The sequence below is a fragment of the Mesorhizobium sp. M7D.F.Ca.US.004.03.1.1 genome (genome assembly GCF_003998635.1).
In the GTDB taxonomy this organism is placed as follows: Bacteria; Pseudomonadota; Alphaproteobacteria; order Rhizobiales; family Rhizobiaceae; genus Mesorhizobium; species Mesorhizobium loti.
Genome location: NZ_RZQG01000021.1, coordinates 1 through 20,667 on the forward strand (window position 1 = coordinate 1; position 20,667 = coordinate 20,667).

Below are 20,667 nucleotides of genomic sequence, written 5' to 3' on the forward strand. Positions count from 1 at the left end.
CTCGGTCTGCTGCTGCTGATCGCGCTTCTTCCTGCGCGGCTGCTGTTCCTCGGCGGGTGCGGCCTGTTGAGCCGGCGCCTGCTCGGTCTGCTGCTGCTGATCACGCTTCTTCCTGCGCGGCTGCTGTTCCTCGGCGGGTGCGGCCTGTTGAGCCGGCGCCTGCTCGGTCTGCTGCTGCTGATCACGCTTCTTCCTGCGCGGCTGCTGTTCCTCGGCGGGCGCGGCCTGTTGGGCCGGCGCCTGCTCGGTCTGCTGCTGCTGATCGCGCTTCTTCCTGCGCGGCTGCTGTTCCTCGGCGGGTGCGGCCTGTTCGGCTGGCACCTGCTCGGTCTGCTGCTGCTGATCGCGCTTCTTCCTGCGTGGCTGCTGCTCCTCGGCGGGCTGCGCGCTCTGGGCAGGCGCTGCCTGCTGCTCAGGCTCGGCCTTCTTCCTGCGCTCGGGCTTCTGTTCGGGTTCCGCCTGCTGCTTCTGCGCGCAGGCCTCGGCCGATTCGCCCTCGGCGCACGCTGCTTGCGCCAAAATGAATGGGGCTGACGTGCGCTGGGCGGGGCCAAACGCGGCACCTCCCTGAAGCGGGAACGCGCCCAACGGCGCGGATGCCATCAGCAGGCCAAGTGCGGTGCCGGCCAGAATCCGTGGTTGGCGTTTCATCGAAAATTCTCCTTGTGGGGTCCCATCCTTGCCGAAACCGATCTTGCGCCGATTGGTTCCGGTTTGGCGTGAATAGAGGCCGTGCAGGGCGATTGGCCGACCTTTTGAAGGCAACTTCGTGTCATTCCCCTGGCGATCGCCGAATTCCGACCATTGCCGCGCTTGACCTTACCGGCGGCTGGGGCCACATGCCGGGAATGGAAACGCCATTCTGGAAAACCAAGACGCTTGAGGCGATGAGCCCGGCCGAGTGGGAGTCGCTCTGCGACGGATGCGGCAAATGCTGCCTTTCGAAGCTCGAGGACGAGGACACCGGCGAGATCTACTGGACCAGCGTCGGCTGCCGGCTGTTCGACGCCGAGACCTGTCGCTGTTCGGACTACGCCAACCGGCTGGCGCGTGTTCCCGACTGCGTCGGGCTGACGCCGCAGAACGTGCGAACCATCAGCTGGCTGCCCAGCACCTGCGCCTACCGGCTGGTGGCCGAGGGCCGCGACCTCTACTGGTGGCACCGGCTGGTGTCGGGCAGTGCCGAGACCGTGCATGAAGCCGGTATCTCGATGCGCGGCCGAGTCAAGGCGAGCGAAACCGATCTTGCCGAGCCGGAAGACTATTTTGACTACATGCTGGACGACGAACCCTAAGGCTCGCGCCGGGACGAGGAGCCAGGGCTCGCGTTAGAGAACGACGAACTGCTGGGGTTCGCGCCGGGGGCGCCTGATCCTTGGCCCGCTGGTAGGGAACAGGGTCTGTGTCAGGCGTTTTGGCGTTCACCGCAGCCTGCGGACGATGGCGAATAGCCGGAATTTTCCTTTTCTCGCCACATGAACCGAAGATGAACAGCAGGTTCGTAAAGAGTTCAGACAGGCAAGTGCATTCTCCCCCCATCGGTTCACGAGGACGGGCGAAAGCCCAAAAAAGGAGAGAAGACGATGTTCAACACGATCAAGACGGCAGCCCTTTCGGCTCTGGTCGGTCTCGGCACGCTGACGGCTATCCCCGCTCACGCCGACAGCCTCTATCTCGGCTTCGGCAACAACAACGACCCGCGCTTCGGCGTCTATGCCGGCGACGATGGCTATCGCCATCGTCGTGACGAGCGTCGCGACGGCTGGCGCCGTGGCTGTTCGCCGGACCGCGCCCTCGACAAGGCCGAACGCATGGGCCTCTATCGTGCCCGCATCGTCGACGTCAACCGCCGCACGGTCAAGGTGATGGGCCGCCAGGACGGCGACCGCGTCGTCATCGTGTTCGCCAACGAGCGCGGTTGCCCGGTTATCTATCGCTGAGGCTGAGGCCGGAATCATAGAGGCATGACCCTCTGCGAAGGTCGACGCGGCATGATCCTCTGCGAGGATCAGCCGGGACTAGCCGAGCCCCTTTCCAGTTGAAGGTGTGGCTCGAAAAAACCCCGCGGGAGCAATCCCGCGGGGTTTTTCATGCTCGCTATCGGCTGGTGATTGCATCCGCGGCTGGGCAAGGCTCAGCCACGGATCGTCAGAGCTGCTTATTTCAGTTCGAAGGTGACGGTGACCTGCACATTGTAGGAATTCTCGCCGGCCTGCACCGGAGCCGCAGCACCCGCCGCGGCGTCGAAAGCCTTGGCGTTGATCGGCATTGGCGTCGGCGCCATGTTCTGATCAGTGATCTCAAGCACACGGCCGAGGCTGACGCCTGCGGCCTCGGCCAGCGTCTTGGCCTTGGCCATGGCGTTGGCGACCGCCTTCTTGCGCGCCTCGGTGACCGTGGCCGCCGGGTTGTCATTGGTGAAGGCGATGCCGCCGCCCTGGTTGACGCCGAGCGACACCGCCTTGTCGAGGATTTCGCCGGTCTTGTCGACATCGCGCACCCGCACCGAAAGCGTGTTGGTCACCTGATAGGCGACGAGTTCGGCTTCCTGGCTGCCATCCGGCTTGTTGGTGTAGTTGTAGCGCGGGTTGATCTGGATGCCGGCGGTCTGCAGGTCGCGGTCCTTGATGCCGGCCGACTTCATCGCTGCGATTACGGCGGCCATGGCGTCATTGTTGGCGTCGAGCGCCGCGCGCGCGGTCTTGGCCTCGCGCATGACGCTCAGCGTCAGGACCGCCAGATCAGGGGCTACGGTTGCTTCGCCTTCGCCTGACACGATGATGCGGGGCGGCGTCGGCAAATCGGTGGCTCCAGCCATCGCCGGAAAAGCGATTGCAGCGGCGAGCGCGAGAGGCAAAAGGTGTCTGGTCATGAAAATCTCCTTGGTCTGCGATCAAGTCGCAGAGGTCGCCTAGAGCGCGATTATGGGTTGATTTGGGCGATCTCCGAAAGCCTGTCGGGAAAGCCTTGTGCCGCGACGGGAAAAACATTAATCCAGCCCGCGTGGGGCCTGTAGCTCAATGGTTAGAGCCGGCGGCTCATAACCGCTTGGTTGGGGGTTCGAGTCCCTCCGGGCCCACCAGAATAACCTATAATAATTATTTTATTTATTTTTTCTAAGATGCCCACAACGTGTACTCGAACGCCCTTCCGTCGCCGACCACTCCTTGGCGGGAAGCGGTACCTTTGGGACCAGGTGCACGACATGCCTACAGGCTGTTAGCGTCGACCGAGGCAATCATGTCGAAGGGTGGAGCGTATCCTTAGAAAGCACAGACAGCCAATGACCGCAAATGGCGCATAGTTGCCGTCCCTGTCATGGCTGCAGTCCTCGACATTGATAAAGCATCTTGGTCAAGGCGGGAGCGGGACACCGCTTACTGGAAATATGGTGTTACAGTTGGTCCAGAGGCTACGGTTGCCCCGCCTCGAACGGATGGACGCTTCGACAAAGCGAACGTACTCCAAAGCTTTGTGGAGGTAAGACTTGCGACGCACTCCCTTGGAGTCCCTCACAGCGGAGGCGAAGCAAGGCATAGAGCGCCCACATATCTGCCGCGATCTCTAATGTCCTCGTGTGTGAAATTCAGACGTGCAAAACATGGCCTCACCGGAAATGCGGCCCACCAAAGGCGCCACAAGCAGGACATGTCATTCCATCGGCCGTTTCTTGTCCGAACGGGCGACAAAATAGAGCACCGTGATCGCGGCAAACACCAGAATGTTGATGATCGACGAAAGCGCGTAGAGTTCGGGCTTGACGCCGTAGCGCAGTGCGCCCCAGGCGACCGATGGCATAGTAGGGGTTGCGCCGAGCAAATAGAACGAGATGTCTAGGCCATTGAGCGACAGCACGAAGGCTACGATCAGGCTGCCCAATATGCCCGACCAAGTCAGCGGTAGCATCACCTCGTAGAAGGCGCGTGCCGGCGAAGCGCCACAGACCACAGCTGCCTCGTTCATGCGCCAATCATAGCGGTAGAGCAGGGCTGCCATGATCAGGAAACAGAACGAGAAGCAATGCACCGAATTGGCGATTATGGCGGTGACCATGTTGCCCTGCAGTTCGAAGACCAGATAGTAGAGCGACATGGACGAGATGCCGAGCAGTATCTCGGATACGAACAATGGTCCCGCAAAGAAGGCCGCGTAGAGGAGGGCTTTACGCCCGCCGAACCGCAACACCCCTACCGTTGCCAGGAAGCCTAGGACTGTCGAGAGGATCGATGTACAGGTCGCGATGATCAAGCTGTTCAGGAATGCGTCCTGGTATACAGTATTGGTGTAGAGCCTGATGTAGCTCCCTAGTCGAACTCCGGAGGATAGGGAAAATTCGGCCGACTCGACAGCGAGGCGAACAGGATGTGGATGATCGGCATGTAGAGGAACGCATAGGCTATCACCAGGATCGCGCCCATCAGCCATTTCGTCAGCCTTTCATTGCTTGCCTGTGCATACATCACTGTCGTCCCATTCCGGTGAAACCTGTGCGGCGCAGGTCGATTCCGAGGCTGAAGACACCGAGCACCAGCATCGAAAACAAGAAGAGCACGACACCCATGGCGGCGCCGAGCGCCCATGTGCCGGACTCACCAAACTGCTGCGCGATCGACATGCCGTAAAGAACGCCATTAGGACCGCCGAGAAAGCGAGGCGCCAGCGCGGCCGACAGCGTCGGGATGAAGCAGAGGAGGAACCCGACGATTGTACCCGACAGATTGAGTGGCCAGACGATCTCTGAAAATATCCGGAAACGGTTAGCACCACAGGCGCTCGCCGCGCTCGCCAGCCGAAAGTCGAAATTCAAGAGCGACAAATACACTGTCGTTACCACCATAGGCAGGTAGAGATAGACCAATGCGATGAAGGTGGCCGAATTCGAATACATGATAAAACGCAGCGGTGCGGCCCCTAGCTTCAGAAGCACCCCGTTGACCAAGCCGGTCGGCCCCAGCATGCCCTGCAAGGCGATAAGGCGCAGCACTTCGCCAGAGAGGAACGGCACGGCAAGCAACAGCGAAAGGATCAGCTTGTAGCGACCCCCGTGACGCACGATGAAGAAGGCGATCGGCCAGGAGACGACGACCGAGAATACTGAAACGAAGATCGCCATGAACAGCGAACGTATGAAGAAAATGAAATAAGCTGGCTCGGTCGCGAGCGTCACATAGTTCATCGCCGTCCATTCTCGGACGATTTTGTAGTTCTCGGTTTGCCAGAAGCTCAAAACGACCAGTGCGATCAAAGGCAAGACGAAGAAGATGACCAGGAAGACGGTTGGTATGTGCAGGAACAGGCGCCTGTTAAGCCTATTTTCGGCCTCGGACATCATTCACCTCCCTGCCGGAAATACGTGGCACTGTGAGGGGTTCCACGACAACGAAAGCTTGGTTCCGAGTGCCAGAGGTTCCTCTCTCTTGGGCTGCACCGCGATAATGCGCTCGTCGGCCTCGGTTTCGAGGATGTATTCCACGAAGGGTCCTCTCAGCACCACGTCGGCGACAGTGCAGGGAATGCCGGCACTCCCTGATCTTGATGGCAGCAGTTCGAAGCGCTCGTTCTTGACGAAGACCTCGACGCGGGCGTTGCCCTTGCGCTCGGCAACCTCTTCATAAGGGAAAGAATAGTTATAACGCTGCAGATCGACCTTCTTGGAGGCTGCATCGAACGCCCCATCAAAGCGTGTCGACTTGCCAACGAAGCGCGCGACGAAAGGCGTCGGCGGATGGTCGTAGATCAACTGTCGTTCACCGAGGGCTTCGAGCTTGCCACCGTTGATCACGGCGACGCGATCGCTCATTGACAGCGCTTCCTCCTGATTGTGGGTCACATAGACGAAAGGGATTCCGAGTTGCTTTTGATAGCGGCGGATTTCCACTTCCATTTCGTTGCGCAATTCACGGTCGAGATTGGCGAGCGGCTCATCGAGCAGCAAGAGGGTGGGGTGGGTGACCAATCCACGGCCGAGCGCGACGCGCTGCTGCTGGCCGCCGGAAAGTTGATTTGGGTACCTGTCCATCAGCCCGTTAAGCGACAATATTGCCTCGGCCCAGTCCAGGCGCTCGAGGATCATCTGCGGCGGCTGGTTGGTCATCCGCAGTGGGAAGGCCAAATTTTCGCGAACGGTGCGGTGCGGAAACAACAGGAATTCCTGAAACACCATCCCGATGCCGCGTTTGTGCGGCGGCAGGTCTGTGACGTCGACGCCGTCAAAAAAAATGCGTCCTGCGGTGGGCCGGTCAAGTCCCGCAATCAGCCTGAGCAGCGTGCTCTTGCCCGAGCCGCTGGGGCCAAGAATGGCGATGAACTCGTGTTTGTCGATATCGATGCTGAGATCGTGCAGCGCGCGGACCTGGCCGTATTGACGCGAAATATTGGCAATCCGGATGTAGGGGGCCTCGGCGCCGTTTTGTTGGCTCTGATTCATGTTGGATCACCTGACATTGAGGGCCGTGGTCCCTCCGACGGGGCAACGCCCTGCCGGAGGGTAGCGTCATTGCTTGGGAGAATGACGGACGATTAGGCTGCCTGCACGTTCGACCACACGCGTTCCCATTTCTCGGGAGAGGATGGCTGATCAAACATGAAAAGATCCGCGATCTCGCTCGACCGATCCATCAGATAGACTTTACGCTCTTCCTCGGTCGAGATTCCTCTTAGATCGATTGTGGTCGAGCAGCCGGCCACCTCGCCGATCCGCTTCATGATCTCAGATGAGATCATTCTGTCGATGAATTTGTTGCACAGGTCGAGCTTGGGGCCATCCTCGACACCGGACGTTACAAGCCAAGTGTCGACCCAGCCCAATCCCCCTTCCTTCATCTTAAGCGTATGGCGGAAATCCTGTTTCGGGTTACGGTCTTTGGCCGTCAGAAGCTGACGGAATACTTGCGCGAATTCGGTCGCCGCCACGACGGCGCCACTCTGCAAAAGCTGGAACAACGTCGGGTTGTCCTGATAGCGGGTCAGAAGCAGCGCCTTCTGTTCGATCAGCAATTTCTTAACACCGTCAAGTTCCTCATCGGTCAGGACATATGGGTTGAAAGGCTTTCCATCCGGGCGAGGTTTTTCGCGCGAGCCCAACCGGTCCGTCACCAACAATGCCGCCAGGGCGATGTTTTCCTCGAAACGCGCGCTAGTGGACAGTTGGCCTGACAGGGCGGGATCGAACATGCATTCAATCGTACCCGTCTTCTCCGGCGCGACGACTGCCGCGTTGTACGTGATCCCATAGGCGCCCCAGCAGAACGGATAGCCGATCTTGCTGCCGGATGCCGGGTTGGTCAGCACCTTGAACTTCTCGGCATGGAATTCCGGAAGGTAGTTTGCCGCGCTCGGCACGTGAGCGTAGTCGACACTGCGGATCAGTCCGTCTCGAAAATAGAGCTGCGGCCAGAAGCCATCGGCCTGGACCAAATCGAATTCCTTGGCACCGCCGACGCGCAGCTTGTTATAAGCTTCGGAATTGCCGTCGAAGAAAGTGGCGACAAACTTGACGTTGTTCTCTTCCTCGAACTTCGAAACGACATCGGGAAGTACATAGGCCTCCCACATCAGCGCCCGCACCGTCTGTGTCTGCGCCCAGGCGGGCCGGATGAACGGCATGCATAGCGCAGCGCCTGCACCGGCGGCTAGGACGGAGCGTCTGCTAATCTTTTTTTCCTGCATAGTGATCCCCTTTTCGATGTTAGTATCTGCGTACTAATTTTCATGGTCTGTGGTATACGTTGAGGCTGGTCTGATCCTCCTGATCGTTCCGGCTTGTGTTGACGGTTAAGCGATTCCATCGGCCTCGATCGAGCCGAGCACATCGTCGAGCACGTCGAGTGCGTGCGACATGTCTTCATGCGTGCAGTCCAGCGGCGGCTTCACCTTGATCAGGTTGCCGAGGCCGGCATAGCGGCTTTCGCCAAAGAGCACGCCCTTCTCGAGACCGCGCCGGTATACTTCCGAGGCGGCCTTTGTGGCTGGCTCTTTGCTGACCCGGTCTTTGACCAGTTCGAGCGAGACGAACAGGCCAGGGCCGCGGATATCGCCAATCAGCTTGCGGCGATCCGCCATTTCGTGGAGCCGCTGTGTTGCAAAGGCGCCGTGGTCGCGTGCCTTGCCGCACAGATCGTCGGCGATGATCGCGTCGATCGTGGCGACGGCCGCCGCCATCGCGACCGGAAACTGACCGAAGGTCAGCGCGTCCTCGCCCGACTCGAAACCGGTCAGCCGCTCGCTCGCCAAGATGCCGGCCAACGGGAAACCTCCGCTGATACCCTTGCCGAAGGTCATGATGTCGGGAACGATGCCGAAATAGTCGGCCGCGAACATTGCACCCGTGCGGCCGAAGCAACTCTGGATCTCGTCCCAGATCAGGATGATGTCGTTCCGGTCGCAAATGTCGCGCACGCCTCTCAGGAACGACAGCGGCAGATCGATGTGGCCGCCATTGCCGGGAATTGGCTCCATCATGATGGCGACGACACCGCCATCGACGCCCTTGTGGATCGTCTCTTCCAGCAGTCGCAGACAGAGCTTTGATTCCATCTCGACATCCATACCCAGCCGCGGACGATAGGGATCGGGATGCGGCACACGGGTAAAGCGCGGCTGGATCGGCAGGAAAGGGTTGTTTGGATGCGGCCAGCTGGCCGCCATCGTGGTCAGCGAACGGCCATGATAGGCGTCCTGCAGCACGATGATATTGTGGCGACCAGGCTTGTTCTTGAACGCAAGCTTCATGGCCATTTCGACGGCCAGGCTGCCGTGCAGGCAGTAGCCGATGCGATTCAGGTCGCCGGGCGAGATCTCGCGCAGCTTGGCGGTGAGCTTGAGCAGTGGGATCGTGTTGAAGTTCGGCCGGGCGTGGGTGATTTCGCGCAACTGGGCGATCGCCGCTTCCACCACACGTGGATCATTGGCGCCGAGATTGTTCGACCACGCCTGGGAGGTGCAGTCGAGATATTGGCGACCTTGGTCGTCCCAGACATACGAGCCTTTGGCGCGCACCAGCGTAATCTTTGCTTCGTCGCCCCCCAATGGATCGTGGATCAGCGACTGCTTACCCTGTTCCAGAATGTTTCTAGAATGAGACGTGTCTGTCTGGCTGATATTCATGGCTCACCTCAACCTATTGGGATGTGGCTGATTATCGGCGTGGACCGCTTGACAACAAGGACGAATAGCTGAACGATTAATTCGTGACGCTTATGAATATCCAAGTTCGCCATGTTCATTCCTTCATCGCCGTCGCGAATGAGAAAAGCTTCGCGCGGGCTGCCGAGAAGCTGAATGTCTCTCAACCAGCCCTGTCGCAGACCATCATCCAATTGGAACAGACCCTGGGCTTTCCAGTGTTTGAGCGCACCACCCGAAGTGTCAGCCTGACGCCGTCGGGCGAAAAGCTGTTGGCTAGGGCGCGGGCGCTTAGCCAATCGCTCGAAGCCCTGTACGGTGAGGCACGGTCGCTGCAACTCGCGCTCAAGAACGAATTGCGCGTTGGGTACATGATCGGTACCGCCGTGCAGTTTATCCCAGCAATCGTTCGTGAGTTTGAGCGAATTCGTCCGGGTGCCTCCCTCCACCTGCAAGAGTTTGATTTCTCGGATCCGAGCGCCGGCCTGAGAGACGGCAAGGTCGATTGTGGTATCATTCGGCCGCCGATCGACCTTGACGACATCGACCTTGTCGAAATCGCACGCGAGAAATGTGTCGCATGTCTCCCTACGGGACACCGCCTTAGTCGGCAGGAAACGGTTGTGCTCGACGATATACTCGACGAGCCGATCATTGCCGCGCCGGTGCCGGGCGCATGGCGCGACTACTGGTTAGCAAATGACTACCGCGTCGACAGGCCGGCGAAAGTTGTGTTCGAGGCTGCCACCGTCGAATCCGAGCTTCAGGCGGTCGCATCCGGTCGCGGCATAAGCATCACCGCCGACAGCACCGCGCAATACTACGCTCGGCCAGGCGTGGTCTTCAGGCCGATTCGTGACATGCGGGAATGCGTCATCGCCATCGGTTATCGAGGCACGCCGAACAAGCTGGTCGCAGATTTCATTTCGGTGGTAAACCGGGTTTCCCAAGGCCACGATGGCTAAGTTGGGAGATAGCGGCGCGCCATGTTTCTGCTGTCCATGTCCTCCGCCTAACAGCACCTCGATCGAGGCATGAGGATTGCGGAGTTGCAGGCACTCCCCCGAGAATTCCAGCCTGCCGTCACGCACCCTGGCCGCAGACGCTTCAACACGCCGTGATCATTGGTAGGCAACCCCCGCTTCGCCAGCGGAGGGGAAATCATCCGCGGGTATGATGAAGTCAACAACCCTGCACAGTGCATCCATATCGCGTCGTTCAGGACATATGTCCTTAGTCGCCATGCAGAGCGCTCCCGTTTTCGCGGTCGAAGACGTAAATGCTTTTGGGATCGACGCATAGGGTAAGCCGGGTTCCACGTCTTAGCGAGGCATCAGGCGACACGCGCGCAACGGCCTTCGTGCCGGCGATGATGAAGTGTACCAGGGTATCCATTCCAAGAGGCTCGACAAGCTCTGCAACGGCTTCGATCCGGGTCGATATTTGGCCTCCGTTTGGACTGAGGGATAAATGTTCGGGCCGGATGCCGAGGTCGACTGTCCGCCCCACCGCGTCGGCGAATCTGGAAATGCCTCCAGGCAGTTCGAGACGCGAGCCATCGGACAGGACGCCAATCAGTTGTTCTCCATGTCGTTCTAACGCTGCGCTGACGAAATTCATGCCAGGCGACCCGATGAACCCGGCTACGAACTTGGTCGCCGGTTTCAAGTATAGTTCCTGAGGCGGCGCGATCTGCTCTATCTTGCCGGCATTCATGACGACCACCCTGTCGGCAAGCGTCATCGCCTCGATCTGGTCATGGGTGACATAGACCGTTGTGGTCGGCACCGCCTCGTGGATCTGTTTGATCTCCGCGCGCATCTGGACGCGGAGCTTGGCATCCAAGTTCGAGAGCGGCTCGTCGAACAGGAATACCGCCGGATTTCTGATCATGGCGCGCCCCATTGCAACGCGTTGGCGCTGTCCGCCAGAGAGTTGCCTTGGTTTGCGTTTAAGCAGGTGGCCGATGTCCAGGATCCGGGCGGTCTCGATCAGTCTCGTTTGGATTTCACCACGTGGCGTCTTCTTCAAACGCAGCCCGAACGTGATGTTGTCCTCAACCGAAAGATGCGGGTAAAGCGCATAATTCTGGAAAACCATGGCGATGTCACGTTCTCCCGGCAGGAGGTCGTTAACCCGTCGCTCGCCGATTTTTATCTCTCCACCCGTGATGGTCTCGAGTCCGGCGATCATGCGCAGTGTGGTGGATTTTCCACATCCGGAAGGGCCGACCAGCACCACGAACTCGTGATCCTTGATGCTGAGGTCGATTCCGTGGACGGTTTGAACGTCCCCATAGGCCTTGACGACTTTGTTCAGCTCGATGGCGGCCATAAGCCCTCCGGTGTTGGGTCTTGGCGCTTATCGATCGCGGACGAGGATGTTATCGCTCTTGAGCCAGAATGGCGCGAAATAGAGCGGTGTCGAGGAAAGCGGCAGGATGTCCGCCCGTAGTTCCACGCCAATCACGTTCTTCATGAAATCGCGGCGCGCGGCGATGCGCTTGAACGTCGACGGATGCTTGACCTCGATTTGGGATCTCAGCGGTGCGTCGGCAAACACCACGGCGTCCTCGCAGTTCAACGCCCAGCCGACTGCGATCGGCGTCGGGATCACGTCGACCTGGAAATGCATGCCCGAGCGGATGCGGTCGTTCGAGCCAGGCCGAACCGGGCTATGTGTCCACTCCTCGTAGCCGCCAAGATGCCCCGGATTGAGAGCCGGCCCGAGCTTCGATTTTGCGAGCGTCGATACTACCGTTTCATGAAGAGTGCCGCCCTCGACGCCGATCGTGGCCGTCTCGTACCAGGAAATCAGGCCTTGAAAATAACCCTTGGCGATAGCGAGAAACTCGTCGTTGGCGACATCGAAAAGGCCCGCTCGGGAGGAAAGACCGCCCCAATGTCCGATTGCGGTCGTAACACCGTCGCCACGCTTGAGCTTGCGGCCCGTTGCGCTTCGCAGGCCAATCACGGTTTCACCCTTGCTGGCCGACGCGAACATGGTGTGGACGTTCAGCGGGTCTCCAGCATATCCCATGCGCGAGACGGCATCGAACTCGCTGTCACCCTCCTGGACCCCGGAAACGATCCTCCACGTCGCCAGTGAGCTGCGTGTTGCAGCCCATTCGAACGCCGCGATCTGATCAGCATCGACGGTGACGGCGACGCCGTTTTCCGGGTGCATCAGGATATGGGTCGCATCCCGCAGCCTGCCGGAAGGGCCGACCGCTCGCTGAAACGCCTGTACGTAGACCGCGGGGACGAAATAGGCTGTTTCGGAAGCTTCGTCCTCAAATGGCTCGAGATACTTCCAGCCCACCAGCCCTATGGTGTCGCCTGCCTTGATTCCAGCGTCGCCAAGACGGTCGGAAAAGCGAGGGAAACGAGAGCGATCCTGCGCCATGAGGCTCAGGGTCTGGCTCAAAAGCACCGTCACTCCCGACAAGCGCGCGAGTGGAGCGTAGCTTTCGGACTCGTTGCCGGTGAGCAGTACACGCTTGTTGTTCGGCCCAAGAAGAAGGAAGGCTTCTTCGAAGCGCGGCTCGAAACCCGTCAGGAAAGCGATGTTGCCGAAATGCTCCCGATCGGCATAAACGGCCAGCCAGTCGCACCCCGCTTTGTCATAGGCGGCGCGGACACGAGCATCATATATCTCAGCGGGAACGTGCGGCCTTTCGCCGAGGATGCCGAAGTCCGGCAACCGAACGGATGTGAGGGAAATGGTCATTTGGCATCCTTTTGTTTGTGCCGGCGCGAGAGCTGTTGAAATTGGCTGCGAGGGAGATCAATCGCCGTACATCCGGGCCTGCGCGTCCCATTCGAAATCTTTGTCGAGAGGGTAGGTCGGACGAGGCAACAGGTTCCATTGCAACTGCGTCATGTCCAATTGCGAGGTGCCGTCGCTCAGCAGCAGGATATGGCGAGCCGAGACATCTTCGAGCTGAGGATGGAGATACCCAAGCTTGACGACATATGCCTTGTGCTCGGTTGGACTGATGTCCATTGCAACGAAATGGTGCGGCGTGGTTATGCCGATGGCATTGGCGTGGAATGTTGCAATCACGTTGCCGCTTCGCACCGTGGCCCACGCGCCCTCCTTGGATCGGTATGGCTGAAATCCCGGCAGCACCAACTCTTCTCCGCATGCCTCCACGAGCACGCTGACGCGGCGCGCCGTCTTCGGACGGGAAAGATGCTCGGCCCCCAATTCGATTTCCACCGTCGAGCCGACACCGGCCTGGACGAGTTTACGGACAGTCTCGGGAGCTGTAATGCCGGCGACAACGACATCGCGGACCTGTTCGTCGTCGAGCGCTGCCTGCAAGACAAGGGTCAGATCTCCGGCCGCACCGGCCGTGGTGTTGTCTCCCGAATCGGATACGAACACGGGGCGCTGCGGGCATTCGACCGCGAGTCTCAGTCCCTGCCGAACCTCGGCGGTCTCCATCTTGAGATTGAATTCTGCGCGCTTCGCCCATATGGCTTGCGCCAACCGTGTGGCCTGCACGCGCGCCAGCTCGGCGTCGCCGTCGCTTACTGCAATCGCCGATACGGCGGTCCAGGGCCTGTCGTTCCACGCGAATCCGACAAGGATGTTCGCCTCCATCATGCCTGGCACGCTGTCGTATTCGGGCAAGGAGCCATAGAGGCTTTTCGCGGGCTCCAGGGTTGTGACTGCCGTCTCCCCGGGGACGAGAATTGGTAGGCTCACGACGGATTTCTTGGGCGTAATGCCGGTTCGAATGACCCGGATAAGCTGGTCGGCGGCTCGGTACCCCGTCTGCCTGTCGTCACGATGCGGCGCGGTGCGCAGAACGCTGATGACCGTGGACGCCTCGAGAAGTTCCGGAGTCATGTCGCCATGGAGATCGAGCGACACGCCGATCGGCACATCAGGCCCAAGGACATTCCTGATGGCCTGAATGAAATCGGTGTCTGCGTCGATGTCCAAACCCTGGACCTCCAACGCGCCATGATTGGCAACGAGCATCCCGTCGAACGGCCCGCGTTCGCTGATGAGCGCGAGCGTCTTTTCCTTGACGTCTTGATATGCCGACAGTTCCAGCGGCCCGCCGGGCAGCGCAGTGGCCCAGTACAACGGGACCGCCTCGACGTCGCTATCCTGCGCCATGCGCGCTAGCATGCCCCGGACCATCCAGACATCGCCTTCGGACAAGTCCCTGCCGGTGTAGTGTTGTATCGCGTCCTGCGTGGTTGGAACCGGAGAGGCGAGCATGATTTCAATGGAGAGGCCGACGATAGCTATGCGCATTCTCTGACTTTCGGATGGACTTGGATTGAGTTCATGGAAGGACGTGCGGAGAATCGAGACCCGTGACACCGTCCAGCGCGAGTGCGACACCACCGAGAAACGGGCTGACCGTCGACAACTGCGAGAAAATGACCTTGGTCTGGACCGACATCGAAGGATGCGCCAGTCGCTGCAGGGCGCGTTCGACCGCTGGCCGAAGGTAAGGTTCTGCGCTCGCCATATCGCCGCCAAGGCAAACCAATGGCGGATTGAAGATGTTCACGAGACTGGAAATCGCAGAACCGAGGACTGCGCCAGCATTGTCGAGCACACCGACAACGACCTCATCATTCGCGTTGGCGCGCTCAATGATCTCTTTGAAGGAGGATGGCAGATTGCCGGTCAGCCTGCCGATCTCCTCTGCTAGCGCAGGCTCGCAAAGGTAGGCTGAAAGGCAACCCGAGGCGCCGCAGGAACAATAGCGGCCTTGCGGGACCACCTTGATATGTCCCAGTTCTCCCGCCAGTCCCGTCGAACCGCGATAGATGTCGCCGTCGAGGAATAGAGCGCCGCCGACGCCAGAGCCCGAGAACAGATAAATAAAATCTCTGACGTCGACGCATTCACCGAACATGTATTCCGCCATCGCGGCGGCCTTGCCGTCATTGCCCGCAAAAACGGGAGCATCCAGTGTGGAGGAGAACATATCCACCACAGGGACGCCGCGCCATCCAAGGACGGGAGCGTGAAGCAGTACGCCCTCGTCCGTGAGGAGGCCTGGAAGTGAAATGCCGACTCCGAGCGTCTCGCTGTCGCGACCGCATTCACTGACTATTTCCTTCACACCCCGAGCGACGACATCGGCGACCTCGTCGAGTTTTCCATCGAAAGCCTGGACCTTGGAGCACACAGGGATTCCGTCGAGTGCGGCGGCGACATAGCCGATTGTGTCAGCCTCGATCTGAACGCCAACGATCAGACCGCTTTCGGGAGAGATGGTGAGGCCTTCCATAGGGCGACCAGGTTTGTTGCTGGTCGCCACAGGGTTGCGTTCAACCAGTCCCAACTCACTGAATTGATTGACAATGGAGGAGACGACAGACTTGTCGATGCCCGTCTTGGCGACGATGTCGCGCTGCGAAACGTTAGGCTCGATGCGTATCCTGTGAAAGATCGCATTGGCATTGAAATGCCTGATGTACGACTTGCTCAAGCCTTGCTCCGATATTTTTCTTGTTTTGAGAATAATTCATACGAGGAGGCCGTATGGGTTGTCAATCGACGAACACCTGTGAATTTCATTTTTCGTATAAATATCGTTATATATCAATCTGTTGTGGAAATTGTCTTCATCGTAGGACTCGCTCACTGGGATATTTTGAACGCAATCTGTTGACGCACATCGTTTTTTGGAGGTAGGTTTTTCTTGTTTACAGAATATATGCCGACGGCAAAACGCTCGGCTCAACAGAGGGTAGAACAATGAGTAACTTGAAATGGATCGGCATGGCGCTCGGGGTGCTCGCGAGCGCATCAGCGGCCAGGGCCGACGGTCCGAAGGAGCTTTGGCACTATTATGCGGCGGGATCTGAAAAGGCCGGTATCGAAGCCCTGATCGCTTTCGCCAACAAGCAGAATCCCAACAACCAGATCGTCGGCAAGGTGATTCCGGGCAACGCCGTTGAAATGCGTCGTCAATTGCAGACCGCGTTCATGGGAAACACGCCGCCCGCCGCCTATCAGAGCTCGATGGCATCGGAGCTGAAGACGTTCGTCGACAGCGGCAAACTCCATGATCTCTCGGAGACCTGGGCAAAAATCAAGGGCGACGAGATTTTCCCGGAGGGCGTTCAGCGGGTCGTCAAGATCGGCGGCAAGCCCTATGGCATTCCCTATGACCTGTCGCTGATCAACAACATCTTCTACAACAAGGCCATCTTCGAAAAAGCAGGGCTTCAGCCTCCCAAGGACTACGAAGGCCTGGTGGCCGCATGCGACAAGCTGCGCGCGGCGGGCGTGGAGCCTTTGGGCAATGCGGGGGGGCCGTTCTGGAGCCTGTATAACTTCTACGCGCCCCTCGTCTCCACTGTGGGCACCGAGGGCTACTACAAGATCGCGAGCGGCGAACTCGGCTTCGATAGTCCGGATTTCCGCAAGGCCCTCGACCTCTACCGCAGCACCATGGTGAAGTGCTACGCCAAGAACTGGAGCGGCAAGACCTGGACTCAAACGGCCGACGATGTCGTCAACGGCAATACCGGGATGTTCATGATGGGCGCCTGGGCGGCGGCCTATTTCAAGCAGGCGGGTTTCGCACCCGTTGAGAAGTTCGATGTGTTTCCAGCGCCAGGGACAGAGGGCAAGGCGATTTTCCAGATGGATGCCTTTGCGGTTCCGGAAGGACCGGCCGATACGCTTGAAACCGCTGAAAAATTCGTCATCTCCGCGGCGTCGGCGGAAGGTCAGGCGGCATTTGCCGTTCCGAAAGGTTCACTCGCACCAAATGTGACGGTTGATCCGTCGATCTACGATGCCGTGGGTGCCAAATTCGCGAAGGAACTGGCGGATGCATCAAAGGCCAACGCTGTGCTGCCGAACCTGTTTTTCCTGCTGCCCACCAAGGTCGGCACGGAATTGGGCGTCCAAATGGAGAAATTCGCGATCGACCCCTCCGATGCAAACGAAAACGAGATGATAACGACGCTTGAGGGCTTGCGGCAGGAAGCTTTGACGGAGGGATCTTATCTGAAGTGGTGATACCGTGGTCGGGCCGACACATGTCGGCCCGACATCCAGGGACGTTGACGATACGATTTGTTGATTCCGCTCGCCGAGAGAACAATCCGACATGCCGAACTTCCAACTTATGCGCCGGAAGTTTCAGACCGAAGGGGTGACCCACGCAATCTTTCTGTCGCTTCCTGTAACCCTTTTTGCCGTTTTCTATGTCTATCCCATCGTTTCCACATTCAATCTGTCGCTTCACAGCTGGGATGGTTTCTCACCCTCTCCGAAGTATGTCGGGCTGCAGAACTACGTCGTGCTGCTTCACCAATCGCGCTTCTTCCACGCTCTTTTGAACAACATTTCCTGGCTCGTCTTCCTCCTGCTTGGGCCAACGAGCCTCGGCCTGCTCCTGGCGGCTTTGCTCGACAGGGGCATGAAGGGAGAATCGGTGTTCCGGGTCATCTTCTTCCTGCCCTTCACGATCCCGGCCGTGGCCGTGGCCGCGATCTGGCGCTGGATGTATGAGCCGACCAATGGCCTGCTGACGACAGTCATGCGGTCGGTCGGGTTGGGTGGCCTGGCTCAGAACTGGCTGGGGGACCCCTCGATCGTCAACTTCGCGCTCATGGGCTCGATGATGTGGTGGACGACGGGTTTCGCCTTCCTGGTGTTCTTCGCGGGCCTTCGCAATATTCCGGTCGAGTACATAGAGGCCGCGAGGATCGAGGGGGCGACGCCCTGGCAGGTCTTCTGGAAAGTCAGCTTCCCGCTTCTATGGCCCTCCACGATCGTCGTCCTCGGTATGGCCGCGGTCGACGCGATGCGCCTGTTCGATATTGTCTGGGCGATGACCAATGGCGGCCCCGCATATGCCTCCGAGGTCCTGGCCACGCAGATGTACGACACCGCCTTCGGTAGATTCGAGATGGGCCGCGCCAGCGCGATTTCGGTCTACCTTCTGGTGATCGCCGGGGTCATCATCATGCCCTACATCTACCAGCTGGCAAAACGTGTCCAGGACAGCGAGGCGGAATAGATGAACACTGCAACCGCCAAGCGCACGGCTCTACCGTTTTCGATCCTGGTGGCGGCGGCGGCGATCTTTGCCGCCCCCCTGGTCGTTGCGTTCCTGACGTCGCTCAAATCGCCGTCCGAAATAACGCGAGTGATCGCGTTGCCGAACGAACTCTTCTTCCAGAATTACGCCATCGCCTACGAGCGGATGGGGCGAAGCTTCCTGAACTCGATTGCGATTACGGTGCCATCCGTGATCCTGTCGCTGCTGGTGGGGGCGATTTCCGGCTATCCGCTTGCCTACATGCGCGGAGCTGGCGGACGGGTGGTCTATCTTTTCCTGCTGACGGGCATGCTCGTTCCCTTCCAGATCGTCCAAATCCCTCTGTTTTTTCTGATCAGGGCGATTGGTCTTTACGACACTATTCCCGGCATGTGGCTGGTCCACACCGCCTACAGCGTTCCCTTCTGCACCTTCTTCATGCGGAATTTCTTCGCGTCGGTACCCAGGTCGATGTATGAGGCGGCACTCATCGACGGCTGCAGCCCGGCAGCCTACTTCTGGCGGCTTCTTCTTCCGGCGTCGGGATCAGGTCTCGCCGCTCTCGCGATCATCCAGAGTCGCGCCATCTGGAACGACCTTCTCTTTGCCATTACCTTGACAACGAGCGACGAGGCCAGACCTGTCACGGTGACGATAGCCGGTTTCGCCAGCAGCCTGCAGGTTGAATACGGTCCGCTGATGGCCGCCACGCTTATCTCGCTTCTGCCGGTGATGCTCGCCTACCTGCTCTTCCAAAAAGCCTTCGTGCGCGGTTTGCTCGGGGGAGCCGGGAAATAATCGGATCCAGATCCATCAGATCTGAAATAGTGATCACCAGTTTTAGTCTGACGCATGCTTGGTTGAGTCAACGACGTCTCCTTACGATGAGGTGGCGCCAGCTCGACGTCGTCGACAAGCGCGCGTCAACGCACTATTCCAAGCCCCGCTTCGAGCTGTTCGCCGAACAGCCGGCTGCCTATCGCGCGTCCGTCATCGGCAATACGCCGGTCAAGATCGCTGTCGAGGCCGCCATTCGCCAGGGCTGGGATTGCTTCATTGGGCGGGATGGCGATTTCGTCGGCATGCAGTCCTTTGGCGCATCCGGCCCGGCAAGGATCTGTTCCGGCATTTCGGCATAACCGCCGAAGCGATCGTCGCTGTCGCGCGGAGCAAACTGCCCCCTGCGAGATAAGGCCGAGGCAGGCCCGCAATGTCCCAGAACCATGCCTGCGGAGTGGTGCCAGGCGAACTGAGGATCGGAAAGATGGTTGGTGCAGATGGCGGATGATCCGTTTCCATCGCAAGCGCATCCGTGCATGAATGTCTCGACGGGCGCTCGGCGACATCAGTGGAAGTTCCATTACGGCAAACTGCGTCCTGCTACATGTTAAAGTGCTACATATTGTGACACAGACAGATCAAGACCTTTCCCAATCCAGCCCGATATCGAGGATCGGCGCACTGTGTGTGATCCAGCCAATCGAAATCAGGTCGACGCCGGTCGCGGCAATTGCAGGGGCCTTCTGCGCGGTCACGCGGCCCGATGCCTCGGTAATCGCCCGTCCGCCAACCATCGCCACGGCCTGGGTCAGCTGCTCGACCGACATGTTGTCCAACAAAACCGCGTCGGCTCCGGCCGCGAGTGCCAGTTCGAGCTGCTCAATCGTGTATGAATGGGATGGTTTGAGCGAGCTCGAGCGTTCGGCGCTATAACGGACTACGGCTCTGCAAATATATCCGCCGTGCTCCCGGGCTGATCGAGCCTCCAGATGCGGGCCATGCAGCGGCGCATCTCGTCAGCGGTGGCGCCGCCTCGAAATTCGGCAAGGCGTATGGCCTTGGCTTCCAGTTCCTGTTTCGCAAGCGTGTTGCCGGGGTCGCCCTTGGGCTCGTCGACGCGGGCATCGAGTTTGCGGCCGTCAACGGTCGTGATGCTCACCTTGCCGACCCATTGCCGGGGGTAAAGGGTGTCGACCTCGGCGTCGCGTTCCATCCGCACCTTGGCCCGGAAACGGGCGACGCGGGCGTCGGCAAGTGCGTGGCGTTCGAAAGCGTCGAGGTCGGCGACGCCATGGACGGCGATGAGCCCCAACACCGTACCCATGGAGAACTTCGCCTGATGGACGGTTTGCGGAATGACCACCGCGCCCAGGACATCGATGGCTCCCTGGTGGACATGGGTCACCACGTTAGTGATGTCGTCCGGACCGAGCCCTTCGCGGAGCATGAGAGACTGCAGCGCGTCAGCGGCCGGATGGGTGTGCCGGCAGGCGGCGTGCCATTTGAAGGACGTCTCCTCGGTTGTCCAACGGCTGCCGAGGCCGTCCGTCAGGCGGGCCGGATCGGCGTCGCTGGACATGCCTGCCGCCATGCCCTTTTTCCCTTCGAGGATCTGCGCGGCCCCCTTGAAGCCATCGCGCGCCAGATAGGCAGAAAACAGGCCGTTGGCGGCCGCTCGCGCCGTATGAAGCTGCTTGGAATCGGCGGCATCACGCAGGAATTCCCAG

Annotated in this window: 19 protein-coding genes, 1 tRNA gene and 2 pseudogenes; 9 read left to right on the forward strand and 13 right to left on the reverse strand. The window is 59.5% G+C overall.

Annotated elements, in window-relative coordinates:
* The 3 genes from EN935_RS40630 to EN935_RS02790 all read left to right on the forward strand — a co-directional run.
* Nucleotides 1-534: hypothetical protein (locus EN935_RS40630; RefSeq protein WP_206534488.1), on the forward strand; the 534-nt coding region annotated here is incomplete at its 5' end.
* A 314-nt stretch (nucleotides 535-848) separates the two neighbouring features.
* Nucleotides 849-1,295: a YcgN family cysteine cluster protein gene (locus EN935_RS02785; RefSeq protein ID WP_109660071.1), complete on the forward strand. Its 447-nt coding sequence runs from the start codon at nucleotides 849-851 to the stop codon at nucleotides 1,293-1,295.
* Nucleotides 1,296-1,583: 288 nt separating this feature from the next.
* Nucleotides 1,584-1,940, forward strand: a complete 357-nt coding sequence (locus tag EN935_RS02790) for a hypothetical protein (protein WP_109660073.1) — start codon at nucleotides 1,584-1,586, stop codon at nucleotides 1,938-1,940.
* Nucleotides 1,941-2,158: 218 nt separating this feature from the next.
* Here the strand turns inward: EN935_RS02790 and EN935_RS02795 are convergent, their stop codons facing one another.
* A complete protein-coding gene (locus EN935_RS02795) occupies nucleotides 2,159-2,872 on the reverse strand; it encodes an SIMPL domain-containing protein (RefSeq protein ID WP_127265095.1) in 714 nt (237 codons plus the stop codon).
* 134 nt (nucleotides 2,873-3,006) lie between these two features.
* On the opposite strand from EN935_RS02795, the gene EN935_RS02800 reads away from it, so the two are divergent.
* Nucleotides 3,007-3,082, forward strand: a tRNA-Ile gene (locus EN935_RS02800).
* Between the two features lie 569 nt (nucleotides 3,083-3,651).
* On the opposite strand, the gene EN935_RS02805 is transcribed toward EN935_RS02800, so the two are convergent.
* The 6 genes from EN935_RS02805 to EN935_RS02825 form a co-directional block, all read right to left on the reverse strand.
* Entirely contained in the window at nucleotides 3,652-4,248 is a 597-nt protein-coding gene (locus EN935_RS02805) for an ABC transporter permease subunit (RefSeq protein ID WP_127265096.1), read from the reverse strand.
* A 56-nt stretch (nucleotides 4,249-4,304) separates the two neighbouring features.
* Nucleotides 4,305-4,460 (reverse strand): hypothetical protein, encoded by a 156-nt coding sequence (locus EN935_RS40635; RefSeq protein ID WP_164757795.1) that lies wholly within the window; start codon nucleotides 4,458-4,460, stop codon nucleotides 4,305-4,307.
* Nucleotides 4,460-5,245 carry an ABC transporter permease gene (locus EN935_RS02810; RefSeq protein ID WP_245488822.1) on the reverse strand — a complete coding sequence of 262 codons (786 nt, stop codon included), beginning with the start codon at nucleotides 5,243-5,245 and terminating at the stop codon, nucleotides 4,460-4,462. Before EN935_RS02810 ends, EN935_RS40635 begins: the two co-directional genes overlap by 1 nt.
* Before the next feature lie 87 nt (nucleotides 5,246-5,332).
* A complete protein-coding gene (locus tag EN935_RS02815) occupies nucleotides 5,333-6,427 on the reverse strand; it encodes an ABC transporter ATP-binding protein (RefSeq protein ID WP_127265097.1) in 1,095 nt (364 codons plus the stop codon).
* Between the two features lie 92 nt (nucleotides 6,428-6,519).
* Nucleotides 6,520-7,668, reverse strand: a complete 1,149-nt coding sequence (locus EN935_RS02820) for an extracellular solute-binding protein (RefSeq protein ID WP_127373159.1) — start codon at nucleotides 7,666-7,668, stop codon at nucleotides 6,520-6,522.
* A 105-nt stretch (nucleotides 7,669-7,773) separates the two neighbouring features.
* Nucleotides 7,774-9,105 (reverse strand): aspartate aminotransferase family protein, encoded by a 1,332-nt coding sequence (locus tag EN935_RS02825; protein ID WP_109660081.1) that lies wholly within the window; start codon nucleotides 9,103-9,105, stop codon nucleotides 7,774-7,776.
* Between the two features lie 92 nt (nucleotides 9,106-9,197).
* Between EN935_RS02825 and EN935_RS02830 the strand changes: the two genes are divergently transcribed.
* On the forward strand, nucleotides 9,198-10,088 hold the full coding sequence (locus tag EN935_RS02830) for a LysR family transcriptional regulator (protein ID WP_127263869.1): 891 nt from the start codon (nucleotides 9,198-9,200) through the stop codon (nucleotides 10,086-10,088).
* A 268-nt stretch (nucleotides 10,089-10,356) separates the two neighbouring features.
* Here EN935_RS02830 and ugpC read toward each other — a convergent pair whose 3' ends face one another.
* Genes ugpC through EN935_RS02850 form a run of 4 tightly spaced genes read right to left on the reverse strand, consistent with a single transcriptional unit; the run spans nucleotide 10,357 to nucleotide 15,589 of the window.
* A complete protein-coding gene (gene ugpC / locus EN935_RS02835) occupies nucleotides 10,357-11,457 on the reverse strand; it encodes a sn-glycerol-3-phosphate ABC transporter ATP-binding protein UgpC (RefSeq protein ID WP_109660085.1) in 1,101 nt (366 codons plus the stop codon).
* Nucleotides 11,458-11,484: 27 nt separating this feature from the next.
* Nucleotides 11,485-12,852: a M24 family metallopeptidase gene (locus tag EN935_RS02840; RefSeq protein WP_127263871.1), complete on the reverse strand. Its 1,368-nt coding sequence runs from the start codon at nucleotides 12,850-12,852 to the stop codon at nucleotides 11,485-11,487.
* Between the two features lie 57 nt (nucleotides 12,853-12,909).
* Complete coding sequence (locus EN935_RS02845; RefSeq protein WP_127263873.1) at nucleotides 12,910-14,397, reverse strand: M81 family metallopeptidase; 1,488 nt, start codon at nucleotides 14,395-14,397, stop codon at nucleotides 12,910-12,912.
* A gap of 31 nt (nucleotides 14,398-14,428) precedes the next feature.
* Nucleotides 14,429-15,589 carry an ROK family transcriptional regulator gene (locus tag EN935_RS02850; RefSeq protein WP_127263875.1) on the reverse strand — a complete coding sequence of 387 codons (1,161 nt, stop codon included), beginning with the start codon at nucleotides 15,587-15,589 and terminating at the stop codon, nucleotides 14,429-14,431.
* Between the two features lie 293 nt (nucleotides 15,590-15,882).
* Between EN935_RS02850 and EN935_RS02855 the strand changes: the two genes are divergently transcribed.
* From EN935_RS02855 to EN935_RS02870, 4 genes and pseudogenes are all read left to right on the forward strand, one after another.
* Entirely contained in the window at nucleotides 15,883-17,133 is a 1,251-nt protein-coding gene (locus tag EN935_RS02855; protein WP_245468830.1) for an ABC transporter substrate-binding protein, read from the forward strand.
* 136 nt (nucleotides 17,134-17,269) lie between these two features.
* Nucleotides 17,270-18,139 (forward strand): sugar ABC transporter permease, encoded by an 870-nt coding sequence (locus EN935_RS02860; RefSeq protein ID WP_245468828.1) that lies wholly within the window; start codon nucleotides 17,270-17,272, stop codon nucleotides 18,137-18,139.
* On the forward strand, nucleotides 18,140-18,958 hold the full coding sequence (locus tag EN935_RS02865) for a carbohydrate ABC transporter permease (protein WP_109660098.1): 819 nt from the start codon (nucleotides 18,140-18,142) through the stop codon (nucleotides 18,956-18,958).
* Nucleotides 18,959-19,110: 152 nt separating this feature from the next.
* Nucleotides 19,111-19,352 (forward strand): annotated as a pseudogene (locus tag EN935_RS02870) (transketolase); the annotation flags it as partial.
* Between the two features lie 226 nt (nucleotides 19,353-19,578).
* Here the strand turns inward: EN935_RS02870 and EN935_RS02875 are convergent.
* Both EN935_RS02875 and EN935_RS02880 read right to left on the reverse strand, forming a co-directional pair.
* Nucleotides 19,579-19,827: pseudogene (locus EN935_RS02875) on the reverse strand (nicotinate-nucleotide diphosphorylase (carboxylating)); the annotation flags it as partial.
* Nucleotides 19,828-19,877: 50 nt separating this feature from the next.
* Nucleotides 19,878-20,667, reverse strand: a 790-nt coding sequence (locus EN935_RS02880) for an MmgE/PrpD family protein (RefSeq protein WP_164771005.1), incomplete at its 5' end; no start/stop codon positions are given.

Excerpts from the sequence above, each read along its gene's own strand:
- EN935_RS02855 (WP_245468830.1), top strand. The coding sequence starts at position 15,883 with ATGGCGCTCGGGGTGCTCGCGAGCGCATCAGCGGCCAGGGCCGACGGT.
- EN935_RS02825 (WP_109660081.1), bottom strand. The coding sequence starts at position 9,105 with ATGAATATCAGCCAGACAGACACGTCTCATTCTAGAAACATTCTGGAA.
- EN935_RS02785 (WP_109660071.1), top strand. The coding sequence starts at position 849 with ATGGAAACGCCATTCTGGAAAACCAAGACGCTTGAGGCGATGAGCCCG.
- EN935_RS40635 (WP_164757795.1), bottom strand. The coding sequence starts at position 4,460 with ATGTATGCACAGGCAAGCAATGAAAGGCTGACGAAATGGCTGATGGGC.
- EN935_RS02790 (WP_109660073.1), top strand. The coding sequence starts at position 1,584 with ATGTTCAACACGATCAAGACGGCAGCCCTTTCGGCTCTGGTCGGTCTC.
- EN935_RS02845 (WP_127263873.1), bottom strand. The coding sequence starts at position 14,397 with ATGCGCATAGCTATCGTCGGCCTCTCCATTGAAATCATGCTCGCCTCT.
- EN935_RS02815 (WP_127265097.1), bottom strand. The coding sequence starts at position 6,427 with ATGAATCAGAGCCAACAAAACGGCGCCGAGGCCCCCTACATCCGGATT.
- EN935_RS02795 (WP_127265095.1), bottom strand. The coding sequence starts at position 2,872 with ATGACCAGACACCTTTTGCCTCTCGCGCTCGCCGCTGCAATCGCTTTT.
- ugpC (WP_109660085.1), bottom strand. The coding sequence starts at position 11,457 with ATGGCCGCCATCGAGCTGAACAAAGTCGTCAAGGCCTATGGGGACGTT.
- EN935_RS02865 (WP_109660098.1), top strand. The coding sequence starts at position 18,140 with ATGAACACTGCAACCGCCAAGCGCACGGCTCTACCGTTTTCGATCCTG.
- EN935_RS02840 (WP_127263871.1), bottom strand. The coding sequence starts at position 12,852 with ATGACCATTTCCCTCACATCCGTTCGGTTGCCGGACTTCGGCATCCTC.
- EN935_RS02830 (WP_127263869.1), top strand. The coding sequence starts at position 9,198 with ATGAATATCCAAGTTCGCCATGTTCATTCCTTCATCGCCGTCGCGAAT.
- EN935_RS02820 (WP_127373159.1), bottom strand. The coding sequence starts at position 7,668 with ATGCAGGAAAAAAAGATTAGCAGACGCTCCGTCCTAGCCGCCGGTGCA.